Genomic DNA, 25,942 nt, shown 5'->3' with positions numbered 1-25,942 from the left:
TCTTAAAATGCCTGTGCTAGACGGCAATCGACTTTCGGCCGGGGATAGCGGAAGCCGCGCCTCCGTGCTTGGAAAAACTTAGTAAGGTCAAAGATTTAGCCAGAGTTTTTGCTCGCGCCAACAATCTGCGGCCCCTCAGACAAGAGAAAAGACGGTCCGTGGCTCAATCGTCATCGCCAATCTCAGGTGTCGCAGAACGCTACGCGGGTTCGCTGTTCGAACTTGCGCGGCAGTCGAATTCAGTGGCCAAGGTCGAGGCCGACCTCAACAGTTTCGCCAAGATGCTGGATGACAGCGTCGACCTGACGCGCCTCATCAACAGCCCGGTGTTCTCCAGCGAGGACCAGGCCAAGGCAATCGCGTCGATCGCCGACAAAGCCGGCATCACCGGCCTGACCGGCAATTTTCTGCGCGTCGTCGCCCGCAACCGCCGGCTCTTCGCGGTGCCCGGCATGATCAAGGCTTTTCGCAAGATCGCCGCCGAACAGCGCGGTGAGACATCAGCCGAGGTCACTTCGGCGCATGAACTGACGGCTGCCCAGCAGACCGAACTCAAGGCCGCGCTGAAAGGCGTCGCCGGCAAGGACGTGGCCATCACTGTTACCGTCGATCCGTCGCTGCTCGGCGGGCTGGTGGTCAAGATGGGCTCGCGCCAGATCGATACGTCGCTCAAAACCAAACTCAATTCGCTCAAGCTTGCACTGAAAGAGGTCGGCTGATGGACATCCGCGCCGCGGAAATTTCCGCAATTCTCAAAGACCAGATCAAGAATTTCGGCAAGGAGGCCGAGGTCTCCGAAGTCGGCCAGGTGCTGTCCGTCGGTGACGGTATCGCTCGCGTCTACGGCCTCGACAATGTCCAGGCCGGCGAAATGGTCGAATTCCCCGGCGGCATCCGCGGCATGGCGCTCAACCTCGAAGCCGACAATGTCGGCGTCGTCATCTTCGGCGCCGACCGCGACATCAAGGAAGGCGACATCGTCAAACGCACCGGCGCCATCGTCGATACGCCTGTCGGCATGGGCCTGCTCGGCCGCGTCGTCGACGCGCTCGGGAATCCGATCGACGGCAAGGGCCCGATCAAGGCGACCGAACGCAAGCGCGTCGACGTCAAGGCGCCAGGCATCATCCCGCGCAAGTCGGTCAACGAGCCGATGTCGACCGGCCTCAAGGCCATCGATGCGCTGATCCCCGTTGGCCGCGGCCAGCGCGAGCTGGTCATCGGCGATCGCCAGACCGGCAAGACCGCGATCATCCTCGACACGATGCTCAACCAGAAGGCCGTGCACGACAACGGGCCGGAAAAGGAAAAGCTCTACTGCGTCTACGTCGCCATCGGGCAGAAGCGCTCGACGGTCGCGCAGTTCGTGAAGGTTCTCGAAGAGCGCGGCGCCCTTGAATATTCGATCATCGTCGCCGCCACAGCTTCCGATCCGGCGCCGATGCAGTTCCTGGCGCCGTTCACCGGCGCCACCATGGGCGAATATTTCCGCGACAACGGCATGCATGCGCTGATCAGCTATGACGATCTGTCGAAGCAGGCCGTCGCCTATCGCCAGATGTCGCTCTTGCTGCGCCGCCCGCCGGGTCGCGAAGCCTATCCGGGCGACGTGTTCTACCTGCATTCGCGCCTGCTCGAGCGCGCCGCCAAGCTCAACGACGATCTGGGTGGCGGTTCGCTGACCGCGCTGCCGATCATCGAGACGCAGGCCAACGACGTGTCGGCCTACATCCCGACCAACGTGATCTCGATCACCGACGGCCAGATCTTCCTCGAAACCAACCTGTTCTTCCAGGGCATCCGTCCGGCGGTCAACGTCGGCCTGTCGGTGTCGCGCGTCGGTTCGTCGGCGCAGATCAAGGCGATGAAGCAGGTCGCCGGCTCGATCAAGGGCGAGCTCGCGCAGTACCGCGAAATGGCTGCGTTCGCGCAGTTCGGCTCCGATCTCGACGCCGCCACGCAGCGCCTGCTCAACCGCGGCTCGCGCCTGACCGAACTTCTGAAGCAGCCGCAGTTCTCGCCGCTCAAGGTCGAGGAGCAGGTCACGGTGATCTTCGCCGGCGTCAACGGCTATCTCGACAAGCTGGCGCTGAACCAGGTCGGCAAGTTCGAGCACGGCCTGCTCAGCCATATGCGCTCGGCCGGCAAGGACGTGCTGGACGGCATCCGCAAGGAAAAGGCGCTGTCGGACGATCTGCGCGCCAAGCTGAAGGCCGAGATCGACGCCTTCGCCAAGACCTTCGCTTGAGAAGAAGCCGGACGCTCGGGATCAGGTTTGAAGCATGCCTTCATTAAAAGACCTTCGTAACCGTATCGCCTCGGTCAAGGCGACGCAGAAGATCACCAAGGCGATGCAGATGGTCGCCGCGGCGAAGCTGCGCCGCGCGCAGGAAGCAGCGGAGGCGGCGCGTCCCTATTCCGAGCGGATGGGTGCGGTGCTGGCCAATATCACGCAGGCGATCGGCGGCGGCGGCGATGCCCCGGCGCTGATGACCGGCACCGGCAAGGACGATGTGCATCTGCTCGTCGTCTGCACCGCCGAGCGCGGCCTGTGCGGCGGCTTCAACTCGCAGATCGCACGTCTGGCCCGCGACCATATCCGCCGGCTTCTGGCCGACGGCAAGCAGGTCAAGATCATCTGCGTCGGCAAGAAGGGTTTCGACATTCTGCGCCGAGACTATGCCTCGCTGATTATCGACCGCGTCGACCTGCGCGATGTCAAGAAGCTCGGCTTCGTCAATGCCGATGCGATCGCCCGTAAGATCATCCATCTGTTCGGCGAAGGCGGCTTCGATATCTGCACGCTGTTTTATTCGCAGTTCAAGTCGGTGATCAGCCAGATTCCGACCGCGCAGCAGATCATTCCTGCCGGCGTGGCTTCCGCTCCCGCCGAAGCGACCGCCGGTGGCAATGCCGTCTACGAATACGAGCCGGAGCCGGGCGAGATCCTCACCGATCTCATTCCGCGCAACATCTCGGTCCAGATCTTCCGCGCGCTGCTCGAAAACGCAGCCGGCGAGATGGGCGCCAAAATGAGCGCCATGGACAATGCAACGCGCAATGCCGGCGACATGATCAACAAACTGTCGATCACCTATAACCGCCAGCGGCAGGCGCAGATCACCAAGGAACTGATCGAAATCATTTCGGGCGCCGAAGCGCTCTAGGCGCGACCGCCAGGAGGTCATCGACCTTCTGATGGAGCGTGAGAAACAAAGGACGAGAAGGGTAAAGACGATGGCGAAAGCAGCGACCCCCGCGAAGACGGCCCCCAAGGCGGCCGCAAAGGCTCCGGCAGCAGCGGCGAAGGCCGCTCCGGCCAAGAAGGCGGCCGCGCCCGCCAAGGCCGCGGCCCCGGCAGTGAAGACGACGAGCGTTGCCGTCAAGAAGACCGGCGCCATCGGCAAGGTTCGCCAGGTCATCGGCGCCGTCGTCGACGTGCAGTTCGGCGATCATCTGCCGGCCATTTTGAACGCCATCGAAACCTCCAATGTCGGCAACCGCCTGGTGCTCGAAGTTGCCCAGCATCTGGGCGAAAACACCGTGCGCTGTATCGCCATGGATTCCACCGAAGGCCTGGTTCGCGGCCAGGACGTCTATGACACCGGCGCGCCGATCACCGTTCCGGTCGGCCCGGGCATGCTCGGCCGCATCATCAACGTCATCGGCGAGCCGGTCGACGAAGAAGGCCCGGTCGACGGCATCGAGATGCGCGCCATCCACCAGCCGGCGCCTACCTATGTCGAACAGTCGACGGAAGCGCAGATCCTGATCACCGGCATCAAGGTGCTCGACCTTCTGGCGCCCTACGCCCGCGGAGGCAAGATCGGCCTGTTCGGCGGCGCCGGCGTCGGCAAGACGGTTCTGATCCAGGAGCTGATCAACAACGTCGCCAAGGCGCATGGCGGCTTCTCGGTCTTCGCCGGCGTCGGCGAGCGCACCCGCGAGGGCAACGATCTTTATCACGAGTTCATCGAGTCCGGCGTCAACAAGAAGGGCGGCGGCGAAGGCTCCAAGGCGGCACTGGTCTATGGCCAGATGAACGAGCCGCCGGGCGCGCGTGCCCGCGTCGGCCTGACCGGCCTGACGGTCGCCGAATATTTCCGCGACCAGGGCCAGGACGTGCTGTTCTTCGTCGACAACATCTTCCGCTTCACGCAGGCCGGTTCTGAAGTGTCGGCGCTGCTCGGCCGTATTCCTTCGGCCGTGGGTTACCAGCCAACGCTGGCCACCGACATGGGTGCGCTGCAGGAACGCATCACCACAACGACCAAGGGTTCGATCACTTCGGTGCAGGCGATCTACGTGCCGGCCGACGATTTGACCGACCCGGCGCCTGCGACCTCGTTCGCCCACCTGGACGCGACGACCGTGCTCAACCGCGCGATCTCGGAAAAGGGCATCTACCCCGCCGTCGATCCGCTCGACTCGACCTCGCGCATGCTCGATCCGCTGGTCGTCGGCGAGGAGCACTATGCCGTCGCCCGCCAGGTGCAGTCGATCCTCCAGCGCTATAAGTCGCTGCAGGACATTATCGCCATCCTTGGCATGGATGAGCTGTCGGAAGAGGACAAGCAGACGGTGGCCCGCGCCCGCAAGATCGAGCGCTTCCTGTCGCAGCCGTTCTTCGTCGCCGAAGTGTTTACGGGTGCGCCGGGCAAGCTGGTCGACCTCGCCGACACAATCAAGGGCTTCAAGGGCCTCTGCAACGGCGACTACGATCACCTGCCGGAAGCCGCCTTCTACATGGTCGGCGGCATCGACGAAGCGGTCGAGAAGGCTCAGCGCCTGGCGGCTGAAGCAGCGTAATCAAGGCAATAGGGAGTAGTCAGTAGTCAGTAGTGAATAGCGGCCGGGTGATCAGGACAGCTGTCCTCTCCCTACTCCCTACTCACTATTCCCTACTCACTAAATTGACATGGCTGAAGCTTTCAAGTTCGAACTGGTCTCGCCGGAGCGCCTCCTGGTTTCCGAGCAGGTCGAGTCCGTCGTCATTCCAGGCGCCGAAGGTGAAATGACAGTCATGGCGCACCATGCGCCAGTCATGACCACGATCAAGCCGGGCGTCGTCACGCTGAAGACCGCCGGCGGCAAGGAAGAACGCTATGTGGTGTTCGGCGGCTTTGCCGACATCGTCCCTGCCGGCTGCACGCTGCTCGCCGAATCGGCGGTCGCCGTCGGCGATATCGACCGCGCCGATCTCGCCCGCCGCATCCAGGAAGCCAAGGAAGACGCCGCCGACGCCAAGGACGACCAGAGCCGCAGCAAGGCGGAGCAGTTCCTTAGCCAGCTTACCACGCTCGAAGGCGCGCTGCTGCCGGCGTAAGCCGCAGAATGATTGGACGTGATCAGAGGGGTCATGGTCGGGCAAAGGTATGAAACAGGCCGGGCTTAAGCCCGGCTTTTTGTATCCGGGCGACGTCAGGTCACCTGGTCTTTCCCGGTACACCCAGTGCCGCGAGCGCGAGCGCCACCCCGCCTTGCAGGATATGCTCGCGATGGGCGGCAACCAGTTCGATCAGCGTCTGGCGCTCGGGGCTGCCGCTGGCGAAGCCGGCGAGGTCAAACACCGTCACCACCCGTTCCAGCGTCGGCTGCGCTCCGAGCGCGGCCAGCGCCGCGTCGAGCGGATCGGTGAAGTGGGCTTCCGGCAGGTCCTTGCCGCGCGCCTCGCAGGCGGCGATCCAGGCGGCGATCACCAGCGTCAGATGCTCCGGGACCAGGCCGGCCTGGATGCGCGCGATGGCGGTAGCGACAATGCGCTGCGGCAATTTCTGGCTGCCGTCATTGGCGATCTGCGCGGTGCGGTGGGCCAGCGCGGTGTTGGAGAAACGTTCGGCAAGTTCGGCCGTATAGGCTGACGTGTCGAGCCCGGCATCCGCAGGCAATGTCGGGATGGCCTCGGCCCAGAGCCGGTCGACGAACGCGCGGATCGCGGGATCCGCGAAGGCGCGGTCGACGGTGACGTGGCCGCTGAGCAGGCCGATATAGGCGATGCCCGAATGGGCGCCGTTGAGCAGCCGAAGCTTCATGTCCTCGAACGGCCGGACATCCTCGACCATGGTGACGCCGAATTTCTCCCAGGCCGGGCGGCCGGCTGGAAACCTGTTTTCGATCACCCATTGCCGGAACGGTTCGGTCATCACCGGCCAGGCGTCCTCGAGGCCGAGTTCGACCGCGATGCGCGCCCGGTCGGCATCGGTGGTTGCCGGCACGATGCGGTCGACCATGCTCGATGGGAATGCAACGTCATCGGCTATATGACCGGCGAGGGCAGCGTCGCCTGAAGCAGCAGCGCCGGCATCGCGCAGTTTTGCAAACCCGACCAGCAGCCGGTGCAGCGTGGCGCCATTGGCCGGCAGGTTGTCGCAGCAAAGCACGGTGAAGGGCGGCGTGCCGGCGGCCCGGCGTCGCACCAGCGCTTCCGCCAGGAATCCATGCGCTGTCCTGGGAGATCCGGGATTGCCCAGATCGTGGACGATATCGGGATGGTTTTCGTCGAGGCTGCCGTCGGCGGCCCTGAGATAGGCCTTTTCGGTGATGGTCAGGGTGACGATGCGGGTGCGCGGGTCGGTCAGCGCGGCCAGCACCGCGCCGGGGTCTTCCGGCGCGACCAGCATCGACTGGATCGAGCCGATAATGTGCAGCGCTTCGCCATCGCTGCCGCGCACCGCCAGCGTGTAGAGCCCGTCCTGTGGCGTCAGCGCATCGCGCGTGTCGGGGCTGCGCAGCGAGACGCCGACAATGCCCCAGCCGGTCTCGCCGGCCGCCAGGCAGTCATCGACATAGGCGGCCTGATGGGCACGGTGGAAGGCTCCAACGCCGAGATGGACGATGCCTGGGGCGACACTGGCGCGATCATAGGGGGGGACCGCGACCGAGGCCGGCAAGGATTGCACTGTTGCGTTGGAAAGGCGTCTGCTGGTCATGGCGCGGCTTGTCGCTGGATGGTGTGCGGGGCGGGATCTGCTAGCGGCGTAACATCCGCTCTTCCGCCGCACAATGACCTGACGCCGGTTAAAAGTCATCATACAACAATCCAGTTTTTGTATGTTGACATTATTTCTTTCCAATCCTACCGATATCGCCCCTGGGAGGAACGACGTGGCGGGACTGACCGATCCGGATCTGCTTTTTGCCGCCGAAGGGCGCGCGCTGTCGATCGCGCGCGATCTCCATGCCGGCATCAAGGACCTGCCGATCATCAGCCCGCACGGCCACACCGATCCGCGTTGGTATGCGCTCAACGAGCCATTCCCCGATCCCGCGCAATTGCTGGTGGTGCCCGACCACTACATTTTCCGTATGCTGTTCAGCCAGGGCGTGCGGCTGGAAGATCTCGGCGTCCCGACCCTCGACGGCTCGCCGGTCGAGACCGATCCCAGGGCGATCTGGCGGCGCTTCGCCGAGCACTATTACCTCTTCCGCGGCACGCCGACGCGGTTGTGGCTCGACCATGTGCTCGAGCATCTGTTCGGCATCGAAGAGCCGCTCAACGCCAGCACCGCTAGCCGCCATTACGACACCATCGCGGCGCTTTTGCAGCGCGACGATTATCGCCCACGCGCGCTGTTCGAGCGCTTCAACATCGAGGTCATCGCGACGACCGAGGGCGCACTCGACGATCTCCAATGGCACAAGACGATCCGCGACAGCGGCTGGCAGGGCCGCGTCATCACTGCCTACAGGCCGGATGCCGTCGTCGATCCCGACTTCGAAGGATTTTCGGCCAATCTCGATCGTCTGGGCGAGATCGCCGGCTGCGACACCGGCACATGGGTCGGCTATCTCGACGCGCATCGCCAGCGCCGCGCCTTCTTCAAAAGTTTCGGCGCAACCTCGTCGGATCACGGCCATCCGACGGCCGAGACCGCCAATCTTTCCGATGCGGCGGCGGAAGAGCTGTTCAACCGCATCCGCCGCGGCTCGGACGACGAGCGCGAGCGCAAACTGTTTCGCGCCCAGATGCTGACCGAAATGGCCAAGATGAGCCGCGACGACGGGCTGGTCATGCAGATCCATCCCGGCTCATGGCGCAACCACTCGCCTGGTGTTTTCCAAAAATTCGGCCGCGACAAAGGCTTCGATATTCCGACCCGCACCGACTATGCCGCGGCGCTCAAACCCTTGCTCGACTGCGTCGGGCTGGAGCGCGACCTCTCCATCATTCTGTTCACGCTCGACGAGACCAGCTACGCGCGCGAACTGGCGCCGCTGGCCGGCGTCTATCCGGCGTTGAAGCTCGGGCCGGCCTGGTGGTTCCACGACAGTCCGGAAGGCATGCGCCGGTTCCGCGAGATGACCACCGAGACCGCCGGCTTCTACAACACCGTCGGCTTCAACGATGACACCCGTGCCTTTCCGTCGATTCCCGCCCGTCACGATGTGGCGCGCCGGGTTGACTGCGCCTTTCTCGCTCGTCTCGTCGCCGAGCACCGGCTGCGTGAGGACGAGGCGCATGAGCTGGCGCGGGAGCTTGCCTACACGCTTGCCAAGAAGGCGTACCGGCTGTGAGCCGGGCGCGTGGAATTTTAAAAGGGAGGAAGACAGTCATGTTGCATTTTTCAAAACTGGTGGCAGCCACATTCGCCTTCGGCTCGCTGATGATCGGCGTTGCTGGCGCCCAGACCGTACTGCGCTCGGCCGACACCCATCCGGACGGGTATCCGACTGTCGAGGCGGTCAAATATCTCGGCGAGCTCATCAAGGAGCGCACCGCCGGCCGCTATTCGGTCGAGGTCTATCATTCGGCGCAGCTCGGCGAGGAAAAGGACACGATCGAACAGACGCAGACCGGTGTCATCGATCTGAACCGCGTCTCGATGGGTCCGTTCAACGGCATCGTGCCGGAAACCGCGGTGCCGTCGCTGCCCTACATGTTCCGTTCGGTCGAACACATGCGCCATGTCATGGACGGGCCGATCGGCGACGAGATCCTCAAGGCCTTCGAGACGCATGATCTGGTCGGCCTTGCCTTCTACGATTCCGGCGCCCGTTCCTTCTACAACACCAAGAAGGACATCACCTCGATCGCCGATCTGAAAGGCATGAAGTTCCGCGTCATCCAGTCCGACGTGTTCGTCGATATGGTCAACGCGCTTGGCGCAAATGCCACGCCGATGGCGTATGGCGAGGTCTATTCGGCGCTCGAAACCGGTGTCATCGACGGCGCCGAGAACAACTGGCCCAGCTTCGAATCCGCCAAGCACTACGAAGTCGCCAAGCACTATACCGTCGACCAGCACCAGATCGTGCCGGAAGTGCTGGTGATGTCGAAATCGAGCTGGGACAGACTGACGCCGGAAGACCAGGCGATCGTCAAGCAGGCGGCCAAGGATAGCGTCGTCAAGATGCGCGAATTGTGGGACGCGCAGGAGAAGAAGTCGCGAGAGATCGTCGAGAAGGCCGGCGTCAAGGTCAGCGAGATCGACAAGCAGCCGCTGATCGATGCGATGAAGCCGGTATACGACAAGTATCTGAAGACGCCGGAGCTCAAGGACCTCGCGACGCGCATCCAGGCGACCAAGTGATTTTCTGGCGGGGCGGCATGGCGCCGCCCCGCCAATCGCTTTTAGGGGACGGAAAGACCGGGAGGATCGGATGACTGCGGGAACGGCCAGGAGCGGAGCGCCACCGCGCTTCAGTGCGGTGCTTTCGAAGATTTGCGACGGTGCGCTCTATCTCGCGGGCATCGGGATGGTCGCCATGACCGCGCTTGTTGCCTACCAGGTGTTTTCCCGCTTCGTGCTCAACGCGTCACCGAGCTGGACCGAAGTCACCGCCATCATGCTGATGAACTGGTTCATCTTCCTGGGCGCTGCCGTCGGCGTGCGCGAGAATTACCATATGGGCTTCGACGTGCTGCTCTATATCCTGCCCAAGGGCAGCAAATGGGCGCTGCGCACCCTGTCCGACCTGATCGCGTTCGGCTTCGGCTTCGGCATGGTCTGGTACGGCTGCAAGCTGGTCGGGCTGACCTGGCGGACCATCATCCCGGCGCTCGAGCTTCCCGGCGGTTTCGACTATCTGCCGCTGGCCGCCGGCGGCTTTCTGATCTGCCTGTTCTCGGCCGAACGCATCGTGCTGCGCTGGTCCGGCGCCGACATCGACAAGGATATCAATCTCGAGGAAGTGCCGGAAATGCCGGCCGTGCAGGAGGCCTAGATGGAACTCTGGATCCTGTTTGGCGTCTTCACGCTTTTGATGTTTGCCGGCACGCCGATCGCCTTTTGCCTGGGTGCGGCGTCCTTCGCCACCGTCATCTATCTCGGCCTGCCGCCGCTGGTGGTGTTCCAGCAATTGAAATCCGGCATGTCGGCGTTCTCGCTGATGGCGATCCCGTTCTTCATCTTCGCCGGCGATCTGATGGTGCGCGGCGGCATCGCTCAACGCATCGTTTCTTTTGCCGGCTCGCTGGTCGGCCATGTCAGGGGCGGGCTCGGCCAGGTCAACATCATCGCCGCGACATTGTTCGGCGGCATTTCCGGCTCGGCGGTGGCTGAAGCCGCCGCCGTCGGCGGGCTGATGATCCCGCAGATGAAAGCGCGCGGCTACGGCGCCGATTACGCCGTCAACGTGACGTCGATGGCGGCGCTGATCGCGCTGCTTCTGCCGCCGTCGCAGAACATGATCATCTATTCGATCGCAGGCGGCGGCAAGATTTCGATCGCCGATCTGTTCACGGCCGGCATCCTGCCGGGTCTGCTGTTCGCGGCTTCGCTGATGGTGACCGCCTATTTCGTCGCCCGCAGCCGCGGCTACCCGGTCGAAGCCTTCCCGGGCTTCTCGCGCGTCGGCCAACTGGCGGTGATCGCCGTGCCCGGACTTCTGCTCATCGGCATCATCTTCGGTGGCGTCCGCTCGGGCATTTTCACGGCGACGGAAAGCTCCTGCATCGCCATCATCTACGCTTTGCTGGTCACCGTCTTCGTCTATCGGTCGATGGCCTGGAGCGATTTCGTCCATGCCACAAAGGGCGCGGTGCGCACGACCTCGATGGTGCTGCTGATCATCGGCACGGCGGCCTCGTTCAGCTGGCTGATGGCCTATCTCAAAGTGCCGGTGCTGCTGATCGCAGGCATGAACGCCATCTCCACCGATCCGCTGGTGGTGCTGCTTCTGCTCAACGTCTTGATGCTGCTGCTCGGCACCTTCATGGACATGGGGCCGATGATCATCATCTGCACGCCGATCTTCCTGCCGCTGGTCACCCATTACGGCGTCGACCCCGTGCATTTCGGCGTCATCACCATCCTCAATCTCGGCATTGGGCTCAACACGCCACCGGTCGGCACGGTGCAGTTCGTCGCCTGTGCCGTCGGCAAGATTACGGTCTGGGAAGCGATGCGCTCGATCTGGCCGTTCTATGGCGCGGGCATCGTGGTCCTGGGGCTGGTCACCTATATTCCGGCGATTTCGCTCTGGTTGCCGAGCGTGTTCAAATAGGGCGTCTTCAAATAGACGTCTTCAAACAGGGGTGCGATATGGCATCGGATAGGGCTGTTGATCTCAGGGTCGAGAGAAAACCCAAACTGTCGGAGACCGTCGTCGCTGCGATCCGCAAGCAGCTGCAGGCGGGCGAGATCCTGCCCGGCTACAAATTGCCGACCGAAGGACAACTGACCGAGACCTTCGGCGTCAGCCGCACCGTCATCCGCGAAGCGCTGGCCAAGCTCGCCGCCGACGGGCTGGTCGAGGCGCGCCAGGGCGCCGGCGTGTTCGTCACCGAGCACATCTCAACGATGTTCGGCGCGCTCGCCGCCGACATGGGCAGCAAGGATTCCATCGCGCTCAATGTGCTCGAAGTGCGCCTGGCCGTCGAAATCGAATCGGCCGGGCTCGCCGCCATTCGCCGCAACGCCGCGCAGGAAGCGGCGATCCAGGAAGCCTTCTTCGAGTTCGAACGGCTGCTGCTCAACAGCGAGCCGACCGGCCCGGCCGATCTCGCGTTCCACCGTGCGATCGCCAGCGCCACCAACAACCCGTTCTATGTCGAGATGCTCGATGTGCTGGGCCGCCGCGCCATTCCTTGCGACGTGACCTCGCCCTGGTCGACGGAACTTGTGCAATCCGACAGCTATCAGCGCGGGCTGCAGCGCGAGCATCTGGTGATCCTGAATGCGATCACGTCAGGCGACGCCGAAGCCGCGCGCGAGGCGATGCGCACCCATCTCACCGCCAGCCAAGAGCGCTACCGCGAGCGGCTGCACGCCCGCCAGGTCTACTACGCCGACTCGGTCAAGGCGTCGGCAACCAAATAGCCATTCATTCAGCTGGAGCAGCAATGACTCAAAGCCACCCGCATACCGAATTCACCTCGCGTTTCGCCATCGGCCCGGTCGCCGCAGCGTCCATGGGAACCGACGAGCTGCGTCACAACTTCCATATTGACGACCTGTTCCAGCCGGGACGCGTCAGCCTGACCTACACCCACTATGACCGCATGATCGTCGGCGGCGCCGTGCCGGCGGCAGCGCCGCTGCCGCTGGAAGCGATCAAGCCGACGGGCACCAAGAATTTTCTCGACCGCCGCGAACTGATCATCGTCAATATCGGCGGCGCCGGCTCGGTGACGGCAAATGGCGAGACCCACCAGTTGCAGGCGCGCGACATGCTCTATCTCGGCATGGGCAGCACCGACGTTTCGTTCGCATCGGCCGATGAGGGCGCACCGGCCAAATTCTATCTGCTCAGCGCGCCTGCGCATCACACCCATCCCAACCGGCTGATCCGCATTGGCGATGCCAAGCGCCTCGATCTCGGCAGCAAGGAAACCTGCAACGAACGCTCCATCTTCCAGTTCATCCATGCCGATGGCGTCAAGACCTGCCAACTGGTCGTCGGCATGACGCAGCTGGCGCCGGGCTCGGTGTGGAACACCATGCCTTGCCATGTGCATGACCGGCGCATGGAGGCCTATCTCTATTTCGACCTGCCGGAGACGGCGCGCGTCTTCCATTTCATGGGCGAGCCGGACGAAACGCGGCATCTGGTGATGGCCAACGAGGAGGCGGTGCTGTCGCCGGGCTGGTCGATCCATTCGGGGGCCGGCACCTCGAACTATGCCTTCATCTGGGCGATGGCCGGCGACAATGTCGACTACACCGATGTCGACCCGGTGCCGCTGGGCGAACTGCGTTGAGCGGCCATTCCTCCTTCAGCCTGGCCGGCAAGCGCGTCCTGGTCACCGGCGCAAACACCGGCATCGGCCAGGGCATCGCGGTCTCGATCGCGCGCGCCGGCGGCATCGTCATCGGTGTCGGCCGCTCTGTGATGGACGACACGGAAAGACAAGTCGCGGAAGCCGGCGGCCAGTTCGAGACTGTGCGGTGCGATCTCGCCGATCATGTTGCCGCCAATGCCATGCTCGACCAGGTGTGGGAGAAGACCGGCCCGATCGACGGGCTGGTCAACAATGCCGGCATCATCCGCCGCGCCGATGCGGTCGATTTCTCCGAGGCCGATTGGGACGACGTCATCGACGTCAATCTGAAGACGCTGTTCTTCCTCAGCCAGGGTTTTGCCAGGCGCGTGCTGGCCGATTCCGGGCAGCGCGGCAAGATCGTCAACATCGCCTCGGTGCTGAGTTTCCAGGGCGGTATTCGTGTCGCGTCCTACACCGCGTCGAAACATGGCGCGCTCGGCATAACCCGGCTGCTGGCCTGCGAATGGGCGGCAAAAGGCATCAACGTCAACGCCATTGCGCCCGGCTATATTGAAACCAACAACACCGAGGCGTTGCGCGCCGATCCCGACCGCAGCGCCGCTATATTGGCGCGCATCCCGGCCGGGCGCTGGGGCGGACCGGAAGACATAGGCGATGCCGCTGTCTTCCTGCTGGCGCCGGCGTCCGACTATATGCATGGCGCGGTGGTTCCCGTGGACGGCGGCTGGCTGGCCCGGTGAGGAGATGGTCATGATTGAAGCTAAGATTTTCGCCCAGCCAGACGAGAGCGCCTGGACGCCGACGCCGGACGGCAACAGACGCCGCGTTCTCGTCTCCACCGATGAGCTGATGATGGTCGAGTTCGGCTTCGACAAGGGCGGCGTCGGCGCACTGCATTCGCACCCGCATGTCCAGGCCAGCTATGTCGCCGAAGGTCGCTTCGAGGTGACCATCGACGGCCGCACCGAAACAATCGAGACCGGTGGCAGCTTCATCGTGCCGTCCAATCTGGTGCACGGCGTGAAGGCGCTGGAGGCCGGGCGCCTGGTCGACAGCTTTACCCCGCATCGGGCCGATTTCCTGGCCTGAGCCGTTTTCGGCAATTCGAGAAACAGGAAACCCGCGCCTCCTGGGAGGCGCGGGTCTGTTGCCTGTGCGCTCGTGGCGCAGCGGTACTCGAAACATCGCCGCAGGGTTGGACGGTGCCGCAACATGGTGAAGATAGGTTTAACGTGCCAATCAGGTCGACCGCCGGTGGGGTAATGCTGCTGCTTGTTGTGGTCGGGCAGGGGCTGCGCTAATCGTTCTGTCCAGGCCGCTGCTTCGGGCGGCCGATCGCAAAAACATCAGTGATGCAGATATCGACGACAAGCGTGCCGACGCACGATCCCAAACGGCGCGTCCTCAAGGACGTGTTCGGCTTCGACGATTTCCGTCCCGGACAGGCCGCGGTGATGGAGGCGCTGCTTGCCGGCCGTCATGTGCTGGCCGTCATGCCGACGGGTGCCGGCAAGTCGCTCTGCTATCAGGTCCCGGCGCTGGTCAAGGGCGGGCTGACCATCGTCGTTTCGCCGCTGGTGGCGCTGATGCAGGATCAGGTCGCGGCACTGCGCCTCGCCGGCGTCGCCGCCGACACGATCAACTCCTCGATCGACCGTGATGCCAATGTCGCGGCATGGCGCCGCGTTGCGTCCGGGCAGACGCGTCTGCTCTATCTCGCTCCGGAACGGCTGATGACCGAGCGCATGCTAAATGCGTTGGCTAAGCTCGACGTCAGCCTGATCGCCATCGACGAGGCGCATTGCATTTCGCAGTGGGGGCCGGCGTTCCGACGCGAATACGAGGACCTTTCGCAACTGCGCGGCATATTTCCCGACGTGCCGATCATTGCGGTGACGGCAACGGCGGACGAGACGACGCGGGCAGACATCGAGACGCGGCTGTTTGGCGGCCGCGTGGAAACGCAGGTGCTCGGCTTCGACCGTCCCAACATCAAGCTCGCCATCGAGCCCAAGCAGGACAGCAAGCGGCAGTTGCTCAATTTCATCGGGCGCCATCAGGGACGCAGCGGCATCGTCTATTGCCTGTCGCGCAAGAAGACCGAAGAGATGGCGGCGTTTCTCGAAAAGAACGGCGTGACCGCGCTCGCCTATCACGCCGGGATGAGCAAGGAGGCGCGCGATGCCAACCAGAACGCCTTCATGACGCTGTCGGGCGTCGTCATGGTGGCGACCATCGCCTTCGGCATGGGGATCGACAAGCCTGATGTCGCCTATGTCTTCCACACCGACCTGCCGGGCAGCCTCGAAGCCTATTACCAGGAAATCGGCCGCGCCGGTCGCGACGGCCGGGCGGCGGAGGCGCATATGCTTTACGGCCTTGGCGACATCCGCATGCGCCGCATGTTCATCGACGACGAGGACGCCGCTGTCGAACACAAGCGCCGCTCGCATGGCCGGCTCGATACGCTGATCGGCTATTGCGAGACGGCCGAGTGCCGCCGCCAGGTGCTGCTCGGTTATTTCGGTGAAGAGGCGGTCCCTTGCGGCAATTGCGACAATTGCCTGGAACAGGCGCCGCGCGCCGACGGCACCGCCGAGGCGCGCCTCATCCTGGCGGCGGTGGCGCAGAGCGGCGAGCGCTTCGGCGCCGGCCATGTCATCGACATCCTGATCGGCCACGAGACTGAAAAGATCGCGGCAAGGGGGCATCACAGGCTGGCAGCCTTCGGCAATGGCGCCGCGCACAAGAAGGATTTTTGGCAATCTATGATTCGCCAGCTGGTCGCGAACGGTTTCCTGATGCCGGACCCGGCCGGCCATGGCGGGTTGGCCATCGCGGACAAGGGCCACGCACTCGGCCGGGGCGAGGTGCCGTTCCAGTATAGGGTCGAGATGCGCACGCGCGCCGCGCGCCGCGCGGCTCGTGCCGGGCAGAGCCCTCAGAGCGAAAATGTCGATGCGTCGCTGCTCGCGACGCTGAAGACACTGCGGCTGCGTCTGGCCAAGGAACGCCAGGTGCCGGCCTATGTGGTGTTTTCGGATCGTACACTGATCGACATGGCCGAGCGTCGTCCGCAAGACCTCGACGATTTCGCCGGGGTGAATGGCGTCGGTGCGGCCAAGCTCAAGGAGTTCGGCAAGGTTTTTCTGAGCGCCATTGCCGAACATCAAGCTGGCGGGTGACTACGCGTTGCGGCTCGCCTGCATCCGATCGGGCAAATGGATTTCGGCGATCAATCCGCCGCCGGGTCGGTTTTTCAGTTCCAGCCTGCCTTCGATAGCAAGCGACAATTGATAGGCGATTGCCAGGCCTAATCCCGCTCCGCCGCTGCCGCGGTTTCGCGATTGCTCAAGGCGGAAGAACGGTTGCAGGACCGCTTCGAGCTGGTCGTGCGGAATGCCGGGGCCGCGATCGAGCACACTTATGACGACGTGGTCGCCAAGCCCTTTTGCCGCCGAGACCTCCGCCTCGCCGGCGAACTTCAGCGCATTGTCGACGAGGTTGGTGAGGATGCGCCGCAGCGCTTGCGGGCGCGTCACCACCGCGGCATCGATTTCCGCACCGGCCGACACGGCCTTGCCAGTGTCCTGGTAGTCGTACACCAGGCTTTCGACGAAGGAGCCGAGGTCGATCCGCGACGGCTTTTCGAGGCTGCCGCGGGCACTGCGGGCATAGGCCACGCCCTCATGCACGAGGTTCTCGATCTCGGCCAGATCGTGCATCAGCTTCTCTTTCCCCGGCGTCTCGTCCGACAGTTCGGCGCGCAGCTTCATGCGGGTGATTGGCGTCTGCAGATCATGGGAGATCGCGGCAAGGATCTGCATGCGCTCTTCGAGGTGCTCGGCAATGCGCTCGCGCATCGAATTGAAGGCGGTCGCCGCATGCGCGATTTCCAGAGGTCCGGATTCGCTGAGACGTGGCGTTGGCTTGCCCGGATCGAGTTTGTCGGCGGCGTTGGCCAGATCGACAAGCGGACGGATGACCAGCCGGACGGCGAACCAGCTGCACAGCACGAGCAAAAGCAGCTGCGCCACCAGCACATAGGGCAGCCAGCGCGCCAGCGGCATCAGCGAGGGGTGGACATCGATGGTCAGCGGTGCGCCATCGCTTAGCGTCAAATGCGCCTGAAGACGGTTTCCGTCAGCGGGAATGGCCTCGACCCTCACTAGGAAACGCGGGCCGGCTGCAGCGCTTATGGTCGCGCCTATCAACGGGCCCCGGCCGGTCAGCTCGGGCACCCCCGGCAGGCCCGGCCCCAATACATAGCGATAGGTATTCCGGTCGAGCAGCGGCAGCCATTGCGACCGTTCCGCCGCGGGAACGCGGTCGAGTATGGCGATCGCCGCCTTCGCGTCCCTGTCCAGCGTATCGGTCATGATCGTCTGGGCTGAGGCGAAGCGCTCTGCGATCAGGAGCACAAAGGAAAGACCCTGCGCCACGATCAGGCCGGCGAGCAGGATCAGGAACAGCCGGGAGCGCAATGTGCGCGGCCAAGGCCGGAAGCGCCGGGATGTCGCCATCGGGCTCAACCCGGCTCGCTGATTTCGACGGGCATCGACAGCACATAGCCTTCGCTGCGCACCGTCTTGATGTAGGCGGGTTCGCGCGCGTCGTCGCGCAGGCGCTGGCGCAGGCGGCTGACCAGCAGGTCGATGGAGCGGTCGAAGATCTCGGCTTCGCGCCCCTGCGTCAGGTTCAGCAACTGGTCGCGGTTCAGGACACGCTGCGGATGGTCGACGAAGACGCAGAGCAGCCGGTATTCGGCGCCGCTGAGCGCGATCGCGGTGCCATCCTCGTCGAGAAGGTGACGCGCGACGGTGTCGAGGCGCCATGCGCCGAATTTGAGCAGACGCCCGGTCTCCGTCACCTGGAGATTTGGCGGCAGCATGCGGGTTCGCCGCAGCACAGCGTTGATGCGGGCCAGAAGCTCGCGCGCGGCGAAAGGTTTCACCAGATAGTCGTCCGCGCCCAGTTCCAGGCCGACGATCCGGTCGGTTTCGTCGTTGCGGGCGGTCAGCATCAGGATCGGCGTTGCCTTGTGCTTGCCGGCGCGCAATTGCCGGCACAGAACGAGGCCGTCATCGCCGGGCATCATCACATCGAGGATGACGAGGTCGACGGAATCCGTATCGAGGAAGGCGCGCATCTGCCGGCCGTCCGGCACGGCGGTGGCGCGCAGGCCGTTCTTCTTGAGGTAGCCCGAGAGCAGCTCGCGGATTTCGCGATCGTCATCGACGATCAGGATGTGATCGACATGATCCATCGTGGATGCTTCCTGTCTTCTTCGCCTGATGTCACCTGTACATTTTCCCTAGGGAAAGTGCATCAAGTGCCGCCGGCAGTGTATCCGCGAGACGCGATAAGCTGCCGGCAGCGATGCCGTTGTTTTTGCCAGTTGGCTAGACCAGCTCGATCGTGACGCCGATGTTACCACGCGTCGCCTTGGAGTAGGGGCAGGTCTGATGCGCTCCGTCCACCACAGCGCGGGCAGTTTCCCGATCCACACCGGGAAGGCTGACATTGAGACGGGCCTGCAGCAGATAGCCGCCCTCGGATGTGGCCAGGTCGACTTCGGCATCGACGGCGACATCGGACGGCAAGGCGACGTTCATCTTGCGTGCCGCAAGGCCCATGGCGCCGATGAAGCAGGCCGACCAGCCGGCTGCGAACAGCTGCTCCGGATTGGTGCCGGCGCCGGTGCCGGGTGGTGAAAGCTTGATGTCGAGATGGCTGTCCGAGCTGCGGGATGCGCCGTCGCGGCCGCCCGTGGTGTGGGTCTTGCCGGTGTAGAGGACTTTTTCGATCGTCGTCATGGAATAATTTCCTTGAGGGAGGGATAGCGTTGAGCCGCGATAGCCCGGAGGCCAGCGACATCCGCATAAGAGGCAAGCGACGTATCCCGATTGTGTGCTGATCGGCTGGAAATGTATCGCAATGTATCTGAGCGCCGGCTTGCTACATCCGCTTTCAATTTGAACGGATGGGGACACATGCGAGATACACCGAGGCCATTCTTTCCAGCAGGTATCAAATCAGTAGGAGAAACCCATGACCGACGAAATCAACCACGACCGCCGCCGCTTCTTTGGTACGGCGGCTCTGACTATCGCTGCCGCCGGCATGGTCGGCTCGACAGGCGCGTTAGCCGGCACGGCAAAGGCGGCGACCCTGCCCACGGTCAGCCCAGGGACGAACACGACCTTCGCCGCGCTGAAGCAGATCAAGGCCGGCGTCCTCGACATCGGCTATGCCGAGGCCGGTCCGGCCGACGGGCCGCCGGTCGTTCTTCTGCAGGGCTGGCCCTACGATATCCACGCCTTTGTCGATGTCGCGCCGCTGCTGGCGTCGGCGGGCTACCGGGTGATCGTGCCCTATCTTCGCGGCTATGGCGCGACGCGCTTCCTGTCCGCCGAGACGATGCGCAACGGCCAGCAATCGGTGGTCGCCCAGGACATCGTCGCGCTGATGGATGCGCTCGGTATCCCCAAGGCTATCCTTGCCGGTTTCGACTGGGGCGCGCGCTGCGCCTGCATCATTGCGGCGCTGTGGCCGGAACGCGCAAAGGCGCTGGTCTCGGTGAGCGGCTATCTCGTCAGCAACATCAAGACCGGCAAGGTGCCGTTGCCACCGAGCGCCGAGCATGACTGGTGGTATCAGTTCTATTTCGCCACCGAGCGCGGCGCGGCCGGCTACGACAAATACCGGCATGATTTCGCCAAGCTGATCTGGCAGACGGCGTCACCGAAATGGAATTTTGACGACGCCACTTTCGATCGCAGCGCCGCGGCCTTCGACAATCCTGACCATGTCGCCATCGTCATTCACAATTACCGCTGGCGCGGCGGGCTGGCGGCGGGCGATCCGCAATATGACGATCTGGAAAACCGGCTCGCCGCTGGCCCGGTCATCAGCGTGCCGACAATCACGCTCGAGGGCGACGCCAATGGTGCGCCGCATCTCAACCCGACGGCCTATCGCAACAAGTTCTCGGGCAAATATACGCATCGGACCATCGAGGGCGGAATCGGCCACAATCTGCCGCAGGAAGCGCCGCAGGCTTTCGCCCAGGCAGTCATCGACGTCGACGGTTATTGATCCTGTCGCTGATAACGAAACGGGCGGCCAATGGCCGCCCGTTGTGGGAAGACACGAAGCGCCTCCCCTACAGCCTCTAGACTCAGGCCCTGCGCAGTCAGGTCCGGCTCCCGGCGGCTGTATTGGCGCGGCGAACAGCCCATGACGCGCTTGAATGCCGTGCTGAAGGCGCTTTCGGATTCGTAGCCGAGCGCCAGCGCGATGACGGAAACCGGATCGCCGGAATGCATCAGCCTGTCGCCGGCCAGCATCATGCGCCAGCGCGTCAGATAATCCAGGGGTGAGGCCCCGACCGTCTGCTTGAATCTGAGCGCAAAAGTCGATCGCGACATGCCGGCGCGCTCCGCCAGTTGCTGCAATGTCCAGCCATGCGCCGGGTCCTCGTGCATGGCGCCGATCGCCGCGCCGATCTGCCTGTCGGTCAGCGCGAACAGCCAGCCGACATTGCCTTGCGCCGTCATATGCAGGCGCAAGGCCTCGATCAGGATCATGTGGGCGAGGTGCTCGACGATGAGAAAGCCGCCGGGACGCCGCTGGCGCAATTCCTGCATCATCCGCTCCACCGGCCAGCGCAGCGCCGAATGGTCGCTCTCGGCGCGGATGTGGACGATGGGCGGCAGCATCCGCAACAGGATGCCGGCATGGTCGCCGGACAGCGTGAAGCGACTGCTGACCAGGAGGAAATCGCCGCCGCCATTATGGACAGTGATGCCGCCGGTGCGTGCCGGTGAAAAGATCGTTCGGGCATCGACCGTCGTCAGGCCGAGATCGCTGGCAAGCCGGAAAGGGCGGCCGCGCGGCAACAGGAAACAGTCGCCCACGTCCAGCCGCACCGCGTCAGGGACGCCCTCAACCGACAGCCAGCATTGGCCGGACACCACCGCTCCGCATTTGATCGCTGCCTGCTGGTCGGGGAATTGGATCGCCCAGTCGCCACCGGCTTCCAGGCCGGCGGACAGGTAATTGCGCGGCTTCAGCAGCGACAGCACGTCTGACAGCGGATCCATGAGGGTTCTGGGACGATTGCGAAGATATTTCGGATTTTACCGCATAGATCGTATGATCGCAACCTTCTATCTCCTTCGGCAACGGGCTGCCTGTACGGCCTTCGCCGAAAACCAAGGAGAAATGATCATGCGTGTGTTCGTTACCGGGGCTACCGGTTTTGTCGGTTCGGCTGTGGTGCGGGAATTGCTCGGGGCGGGCCATCAGGTGCTTGGCCTCGCGCGGTCGGAAGCAGGTGCGGAGTCGATCGTGGCCGCGGGTGCCGAGGCGCATCGCGGCGATATCGAGGATTTCGACAGCCTGCGCAGCGGCGCTGCCCAATCGGATGGCGTCATCCACACGGCCTTCAACCACGACTTTTCGAGATTCGCCGCCAGTTGCGCAGTTGACCAGCGCGCCATCGAAACGCTCGGCGCGGCGCTCGAGGGTTCCGAGCGACCGCTGCTTGTCACCTCCGGCCTCGCCGGTTTTGCGCAGGGAAGGCCGGCAACCGAAGACGACAAACCCGCGCCTCCATCGGCCGCCATGCCGCGCGCTTCGGAAGCAACGGCCGTGGCGCTCGCAGCGCGCGGGGTGCGCGCATCGACGGTGCGGCTGGCGCCGACCGTCCATGGCGAGGGCGATCACGGTTTCGTGCCGATGCTGATTGCCATTGCGCGTGAAAAGGGCGTCTCGGCCTATGTCGGCGACGGCGCAAATTGCTGGGCGGCGGTGCACCGGTTCGACGCCGCCACCCTGTACAGGCTGGCGGTGCAGAAGGGGGCGGGCGGCGTCAGCTATCATGCGGTTGCCGAACAGGGCGTGGCGAGCAAAGAGACCGCCGAGATCATCGGCCGCCGGCTCGGCCTGCCGGTCGTTTCCATAGGCTCCGAGGACGCGGCTGCGCATTTCGGCTTTCTCGGGCATTTCATCGGCAGGGACTTGTCGGCGTCAAGTGAGCAGACCCGCACTGCGCTGGGATGGCAGCCGACCGGGCCGGGGCTCATCGCCGATCTCGATCGTGCCCGCTATTTCGAGGCCTGATCAGGCCGGCCAGTCGCGTTGCATTGCACGACCGACAGCCTGGCGATCAGCGGCAGTGCCAGCAACACGGCCAGACGCAGCCCGCCGAGCGGGCAGCACTGTCGTGCTGCTGGAACCGCCGCCACATCTGTATGGCGGCAATCAGAACGAACACGGCGTAGGCCGCCCGCAGCCCGGACGACCTGCTCGCCCGTCGCCGGAAAGCCGGCGAAGGCATGGCCTCGTCATGGCAGACCTACCTTGTTACGGGGATGCGCGCGCGATTCCCGCGCCTAGTTAGAAATCGCCCTTCCTCACCTTGCCGTAGACGATATTCCGGTTCGAGCCATAGTAGACTTTCGCGTCGAAAGGACTCCCGCCGAGGGCGGCATTGATGATGTCCCACATATCGTCGGCCGAACGTAGGATGAGCGGCCAATCCATGAAAGTCTCCATGTAACCATCCGTCGTTATCTCGTCGCTGAAATTGGCAAACAGGAATTCGCCACCGGGCTTGACGAGTTCCATGGCTCTTTGAAGCAGGCGGACGCCGATGGCACGCGGCAGGTAATCGTAAAGCCCCGATGCGTAGACGAGATCGAATGTGCCAAGGGCGTAGGCGCGGCGCAGGATGCCGCGTACGGAACCCTGGACTGCCTCGACTGCCGTGCCGGCAAAGTCGTGGTTCACCGTGGCTACGCTGACGGGGTCCTGATCCAGGCCGATCCAACGCTGCAGTTTATGCCTGGCCAACGCGTCGGAGCGTTCGGCTTCCCTGAGGTGGCCGCAGGCAATCGCCAGCACCTCAGCCTTTTCCACACTGCTGGCCGTCTCGTCCACGGTCCTGGCCAGAATATCCCGCCGCTCGCGCCCCGCCACCGAACTGGCAGCTTCACTGGTGTACGCATAGATTTGCCGACCAAGTAAGGTCGACGAGGCCACGATCTCGTCGGCGATCGGATGCTTGTAGTAAATATCCAGCAGGCCTGCATCGCCCGAATACCCGCGCGGTTTTTCGACCGACCACCGCGTGAACGGGTCCTGGAGCAAATATTCCGCGACCCGATGCTGCTGAGCCAAAGGAACGAGTTTCTGCCAAACCGCGATAGCAACCTGCCGGCGGAGCTTGTGGAGTCGCCCCGCCAAACGATGGACGACGGGGGCGGCCGGTTTGTTTCGCGCAAAGGCTTGATGAGCAAGGTCCAGTATCAGGGCGAGCTGGGCCGTGCTGTCCCTCAACTCGTCGGAGTCAGCCGCCTCTTCGGAGGTCGCAACATGTTTCTTCATCAGCCTAGTGGTGACCAGGCTGTATTGGTCGAGCTGCAGTTTTGGCTTGATAGGCATGCCGTTTACTCTCCGGTTTACCGCCCCGGTCCCCGGCCAGCAGCATAGGTGCGCCGCCAACCAATGCTAACAATTTTAATAAAATTTAAGTAAAATTTTAATCAACGGAACGGCCATCAATCCTGCAAACTGGCTAAATCCGAACCGCCCGTTTACCCTCGGTTAGCGACATCTGACTTTTCTTGCGGACAGGGACGTCTTCATTCCCCGACCGCAGGCGACGTCGGCTGTTGCATTCGCTACTGCAGATCGCGGAGGAGCGTTGCGATGCAACTGAGCGAGGACGTTGCCCAGAAGGTGGCGGCAGCGATTGGACGTCCGCGGTGGCATTCCGCCGATCCGGAACTCCTGACACTGTTCCTGCAGAAGGATGCCGATGAGAATCGCAGCCTTGTGCGATGGGGTATTGCGGCTGCTGTATTCAGCTATGTGGCCTATGGCCTTTTCGATTGGTTTCTCTTTCCGGATGTCGCCGGCCGGCTTGTTTTGACGCGCGTTACGCTAGGGGTCACTTCCCTGGCGCTTGTCGAATTTGTCGCCCGACGGGGCTTTGCCCTTGCCACCTTGCACCTTGTAGCAGCGCTGGCGATTGTCTCCGGTGCCCTTGGGTGGCTCGTCTCCGCTGTTGGAACAGAGCATCAGGATGCCCTCTCCCATTTCATGGTTTTTGGCACAGTGTTCATCCTGGGTGCGAATCTGTTCTTCAACTTCCGTTTTTGGCTTTCGGCCCTTGCCTCCGCGACGGTCGCCGCAAGCTTTGTGTACGCCGCGATGTTCTCCCTTCAGGCCGACATCGCCGGTCGGGTCGTGTTGTCGGCCTATTTCGTGAACTGCCTCGTCTTGTCGCTTTATCTTTCCTGGCGGCTGAGTCTGGAGCGGTACCAGACTTTCCTGCACGCGCTTCGGGCACAATTCCAGGAGCAGGCTGCTATCAAGAAGGGGCAAAAGCTAACTGAAATCGCCGACACCGATCCGCTCACGGGAATGAAGAACCGCAGGGCGATCATTCGAGAATTCTCGGAGCTGCGCGAAGACTGGGCCGCGGACGACGACGAGATAGGCCTCATTCTGATCGACGTCGACTACTTCAAAAGGTTTAATGACGGACTTGGTCACCAGGCCGGCGACGATTGCCTGATCAAACTCGCCCATGTCCTTTCCGAGATGGCGGCTGCCAACAACGCCATCGCGGCCCGCTATGGCGGAGAAGAATTCGTCATTCTCTGCAAGGTCACCGGGCGGGCTCACCTTCATGAGATAACGAAGAAATTCTGTCGCGCTGTAGAGGATTTGGATATCTACCACCCTGATCGGGGCGACAAGCTCAACATCGTCACGATCAGTGCCGGAGCGTCGTTGACGCGCGCCGATCAGAGCATAGAGCTTAGAATCCTGCTGCAGGAAGCGGACCGCGCACTCTACGCGTCCAAGTTTGCCGGTCGGGCTACGTTCACGATTTACGACCCGCACGCCACCAGCCAGGATCGCTCCGGCGAAAATCTTTCAGAACTGCTGAAGCTGGCAATTTCCAACCAGCTCGTTTCTGTCGCCTACCAGCCAATTTTCGACCTGGCGTCTGGACGCGTGCTGGGCCACGAGACTCTGATGCGGCTGTGCGACTTCGATGGCACCATGATCGGTCCGTCCGTATTCATACCCGTTGCCGAGCAGACCGGAGCGATCGTGGAACTGGGTACGTGGCTGATCGATCGAGCCTGCGGTGACATGGCGGAATACGGATTGGGCTCGGTCGTGACGGTGAACGTCTCCGTTCTTCAGCTCAAGGCTCCCAACTTTTCGCTCCGGATCACCGAAATCCTTGGCAGGCACGGCCTTGCGCCCCAGAAACTGGCCATCGAAATCACCGAAGGCAGTGACATCTTTCTGGAGGCGCAAGCGGTAAGAAACGTGGAGCGGTTGCGAAAACTGGGCGTTCAGATCTGGCTGGACGACTTCGGAACGGGATTTGCCGGCCTGACATGGCTGCGCCGTTTCAAATTCGACGTGGTCAAGATCGATCGCAGCTTCCTCCACGATTGCCAGACGTCTCGTGGCTTGAGCCTGTTGCGGGACATGGTCGGACTGCTGCGCAATCTCGGCCATGTCGTGCTCGCCGAGGGCGTAGAAACCGAAGAGCAGTACATATTGCTGCAGCGCCTGGGGGTAGATTTGATGCAAGGCTTCCTCACCGGGCATCCGGTCCCGATCGAAGACGTAAACCAAATGAGGGAAGGCCTCGTTGCCTAGATGTTTAGTCCCAAGGTTTGATGGGTTGGATCGAGCCTGAATCGTTCGGGCTCTTTTGTCCAGATTTTGCAGATGTATTCA

At 63.2% G+C, this 25,942-nt stretch carries 23 protein-coding genes; 17 read left to right on the top strand and 6 right to left on the bottom strand.

The window, feature by feature from the left end:
• Positions 1 to 158: 158 nt before the first annotated feature.
• The 5 genes from NKI35_RS25520 (at position 159) to NKI35_RS25500 (ending at position 5,326) form a co-directional block, all read left to right on the top strand.
• Positions 159 to 719 carry a F0F1 ATP synthase subunit delta gene (locus NKI35_RS25520; protein WP_023698226.1) on the top strand — a complete coding sequence of 187 codons (561 nt, stop codon included), beginning with the start codon at positions 159 to 161 and terminating at the stop codon, positions 717 to 719.
• Complete coding sequence (gene atpA / locus NKI35_RS25515) at positions 719 to 2,248, top strand: F0F1 ATP synthase subunit alpha (protein WP_023684101.1); 1,530 nt, start codon at positions 719 to 721, stop codon at positions 2,246 to 2,248. Before NKI35_RS25520 ends, atpA begins: the two co-directional genes overlap by 1 nt.
• Before the next feature lie 34 nt (positions 2,249 to 2,282).
• The gene (locus NKI35_RS25510) at positions 2,283 to 3,167 is read left to right on the top strand and encodes a F0F1 ATP synthase subunit gamma (RefSeq protein ID WP_023698225.1); all 885 of its coding nucleotides are present in this window, start codon (positions 2,283 to 2,285) and stop codon (positions 3,165 to 3,167) included.
• Between the two features lie 70 nt (positions 3,168 to 3,237).
• Positions 3,238 to 4,809 (top strand): F0F1 ATP synthase subunit beta, encoded by a 1,572-nt coding sequence (atpD, locus tag NKI35_RS25505; protein ID WP_023698224.1) that lies wholly within the window; start codon positions 3,238 to 3,240, stop codon positions 4,807 to 4,809.
• Positions 4,810 to 4,918: 109 nt separating this feature from the next.
• Positions 4,919 to 5,326: a F0F1 ATP synthase subunit epsilon gene (locus tag NKI35_RS25500; protein ID WP_023668674.1), complete on the top strand. Its 408-nt coding sequence runs from the start codon at positions 4,919 to 4,921 to the stop codon at positions 5,324 to 5,326.
• A 100-nt stretch (positions 5,327 to 5,426) separates the two neighbouring features.
• Here the strand turns inward: NKI35_RS25500 and NKI35_RS25495 are convergent, their stop codons facing one another.
• A complete protein-coding gene (locus NKI35_RS25495; protein WP_352741752.1) occupies positions 5,427 to 6,929 on the bottom strand; it encodes a mannitol dehydrogenase family protein in 1,503 nt (500 codons plus the stop codon).
• Positions 6,930 to 7,104: 175 nt separating this feature from the next.
• On the opposite strand from NKI35_RS25495, the gene uxaC reads away from it, so the two are divergent.
• From uxaC to recQ, 9 genes are all read left to right on the top strand, one after another.
• Positions 7,105 to 8,514, top strand: a complete 1,410-nt coding sequence (gene uxaC, locus NKI35_RS25490; protein ID WP_352462258.1) for a glucuronate isomerase — start codon at positions 7,105 to 7,107, stop codon at positions 8,512 to 8,514.
• A 38-nt stretch (positions 8,515 to 8,552) separates the two neighbouring features.
• Complete coding sequence (locus tag NKI35_RS25485; protein WP_023668677.1) at positions 8,553 to 9,530, top strand: TRAP transporter substrate-binding protein; 978 nt, start codon at positions 8,553 to 8,555, stop codon at positions 9,528 to 9,530.
• Positions 9,531 to 9,600: 70 nt separating this feature from the next.
• A complete protein-coding gene (locus tag NKI35_RS25480; RefSeq protein WP_502897171.1) occupies positions 9,601 to 10,164 on the top strand; it encodes a TRAP transporter small permease in 564 nt (187 codons plus the stop codon).
• Positions 10,165 to 11,445, top strand: coding sequence for a TRAP transporter large permease (locus NKI35_RS25475; RefSeq protein WP_352741751.1), 1,281 nt, complete (start codon positions 10,165 to 10,167; stop codon positions 11,443 to 11,445).
• A gap of 38 nt (positions 11,446 to 11,483) precedes the next feature.
• Positions 11,484 to 12,260, top strand: a complete 777-nt coding sequence (locus NKI35_RS25470; RefSeq protein WP_352741750.1) for a FadR/GntR family transcriptional regulator — start codon at positions 11,484 to 11,486, stop codon at positions 12,258 to 12,260.
• A gap of 23 nt (positions 12,261 to 12,283) precedes the next feature.
• Entirely contained in the window at positions 12,284 to 13,141 is an 858-nt protein-coding gene (gene kduI / locus NKI35_RS25465) for a 5-dehydro-4-deoxy-D-glucuronate isomerase (protein ID WP_352741749.1), read from the top strand.
• Positions 13,138 to 13,905 carry a 2-dehydro-3-deoxy-D-gluconate 5-dehydrogenase KduD gene (gene kduD, locus NKI35_RS25460; protein WP_352741748.1) on the top strand — a complete coding sequence of 256 codons (768 nt, stop codon included), beginning with the start codon at positions 13,138 to 13,140 and terminating at the stop codon, positions 13,903 to 13,905. Before kduI ends, kduD begins: the two co-directional genes overlap by 4 nt.
• A 10-nt stretch (positions 13,906 to 13,915) precedes the next feature.
• Entirely contained in the window at positions 13,916 to 14,254 is a 339-nt protein-coding gene (locus NKI35_RS25455) for a cupin domain-containing protein (RefSeq protein ID WP_352537813.1), read from the top strand.
• 263 nt (positions 14,255 to 14,517) lie between these two features.
• Positions 14,518 to 16,350, top strand: a complete 1,833-nt coding sequence (gene recQ / locus NKI35_RS25450) for a DNA helicase RecQ (protein WP_352741767.1) — start codon at positions 14,518 to 14,520, stop codon at positions 16,348 to 16,350.
• Here the strand turns inward: recQ and NKI35_RS25445 are convergent, their stop codons facing one another.
• From NKI35_RS25445 to NKI35_RS25435, 3 genes are all read right to left on the bottom strand, one after another.
• Complete coding sequence (locus NKI35_RS25445; RefSeq protein ID WP_352741747.1) at positions 16,351 to 17,688, bottom strand: ATP-binding protein; 1,338 nt, start codon at positions 17,686 to 17,688, stop codon at positions 16,351 to 16,353. It abuts the gene before it with no gap.
• Between the two features lie 5 nt (positions 17,689 to 17,693).
• Positions 17,694 to 18,431: a response regulator gene (locus tag NKI35_RS25440; protein ID WP_352741746.1), complete on the bottom strand. Its 738-nt coding sequence runs from the start codon at positions 18,429 to 18,431 to the stop codon at positions 17,694 to 17,696.
• Positions 18,432 to 18,567: 136 nt separating this feature from the next.
• Positions 18,568 to 18,981 (bottom strand): organic hydroperoxide resistance protein, encoded by a 414-nt coding sequence (locus tag NKI35_RS25435; protein WP_352741745.1) that lies wholly within the window; start codon positions 18,979 to 18,981, stop codon positions 18,568 to 18,570.
• 235 nt (positions 18,982 to 19,216) lie between these two features.
• Here NKI35_RS25435 and NKI35_RS25430 point away from each other — a divergent pair, with 235 nt between their 5' ends.
• On the top strand, positions 19,217 to 20,263 hold the full coding sequence (locus tag NKI35_RS25430; RefSeq protein WP_352741744.1) for an alpha/beta fold hydrolase: 1,047 nt from the start codon (positions 19,217 to 19,219) through the stop codon (positions 20,261 to 20,263).
• Here the strand turns inward: NKI35_RS25430 and NKI35_RS25425 are convergent.
• Positions 20,257 to 21,270, bottom strand: a complete 1,014-nt coding sequence (locus tag NKI35_RS25425; protein WP_352741743.1) for an AraC family transcriptional regulator — start codon at positions 21,268 to 21,270, stop codon at positions 20,257 to 20,259. The two genes, NKI35_RS25430 and NKI35_RS25425, sit on opposite strands and share 7 nt — an antisense overlap.
• A gap of 127 nt (positions 21,271 to 21,397) precedes the next feature.
• Between NKI35_RS25425 and NKI35_RS25420 the strand changes: the two genes are divergently transcribed.
• Positions 21,398 to 22,291, top strand: a complete 894-nt coding sequence (locus NKI35_RS25420; RefSeq protein ID WP_352741742.1) for an SDR family oxidoreductase — start codon at positions 21,398 to 21,400, stop codon at positions 22,289 to 22,291.
• Between the two features lie 276 nt (positions 22,292 to 22,567).
• On the opposite strand, the gene NKI35_RS25415 is transcribed toward NKI35_RS25420, so the two are convergent.
• On the bottom strand, positions 22,568 to 23,614 hold the full coding sequence (locus NKI35_RS25415; RefSeq protein ID WP_352741741.1) for a class I SAM-dependent methyltransferase: 1,047 nt from the start codon (positions 23,612 to 23,614) through the stop codon (positions 22,568 to 22,570).
• Between the two features lie 267 nt (positions 23,615 to 23,881).
• Between NKI35_RS25415 and NKI35_RS25410 the strand changes: the two genes are divergently transcribed.
• Positions 23,882 to 25,861: a putative bifunctional diguanylate cyclase/phosphodiesterase gene (locus NKI35_RS25410; RefSeq protein WP_352741740.1), complete on the top strand. Its 1,980-nt coding sequence runs from the start codon at positions 23,882 to 23,884 to the stop codon at positions 25,859 to 25,861.
• The last annotated feature ends 81 nt before the right edge of the window (positions 25,862 to 25,942 follow it).

This window comes from Mesorhizobium sp. M0676 (assembly GCF_040320535.1).
Classification (GTDB): domain Bacteria; phylum Pseudomonadota; class Alphaproteobacteria; order Rhizobiales; family Rhizobiaceae; genus Mesorhizobium.
This window is presented reverse-complemented; position numbering and strand designations above follow the sequence as displayed.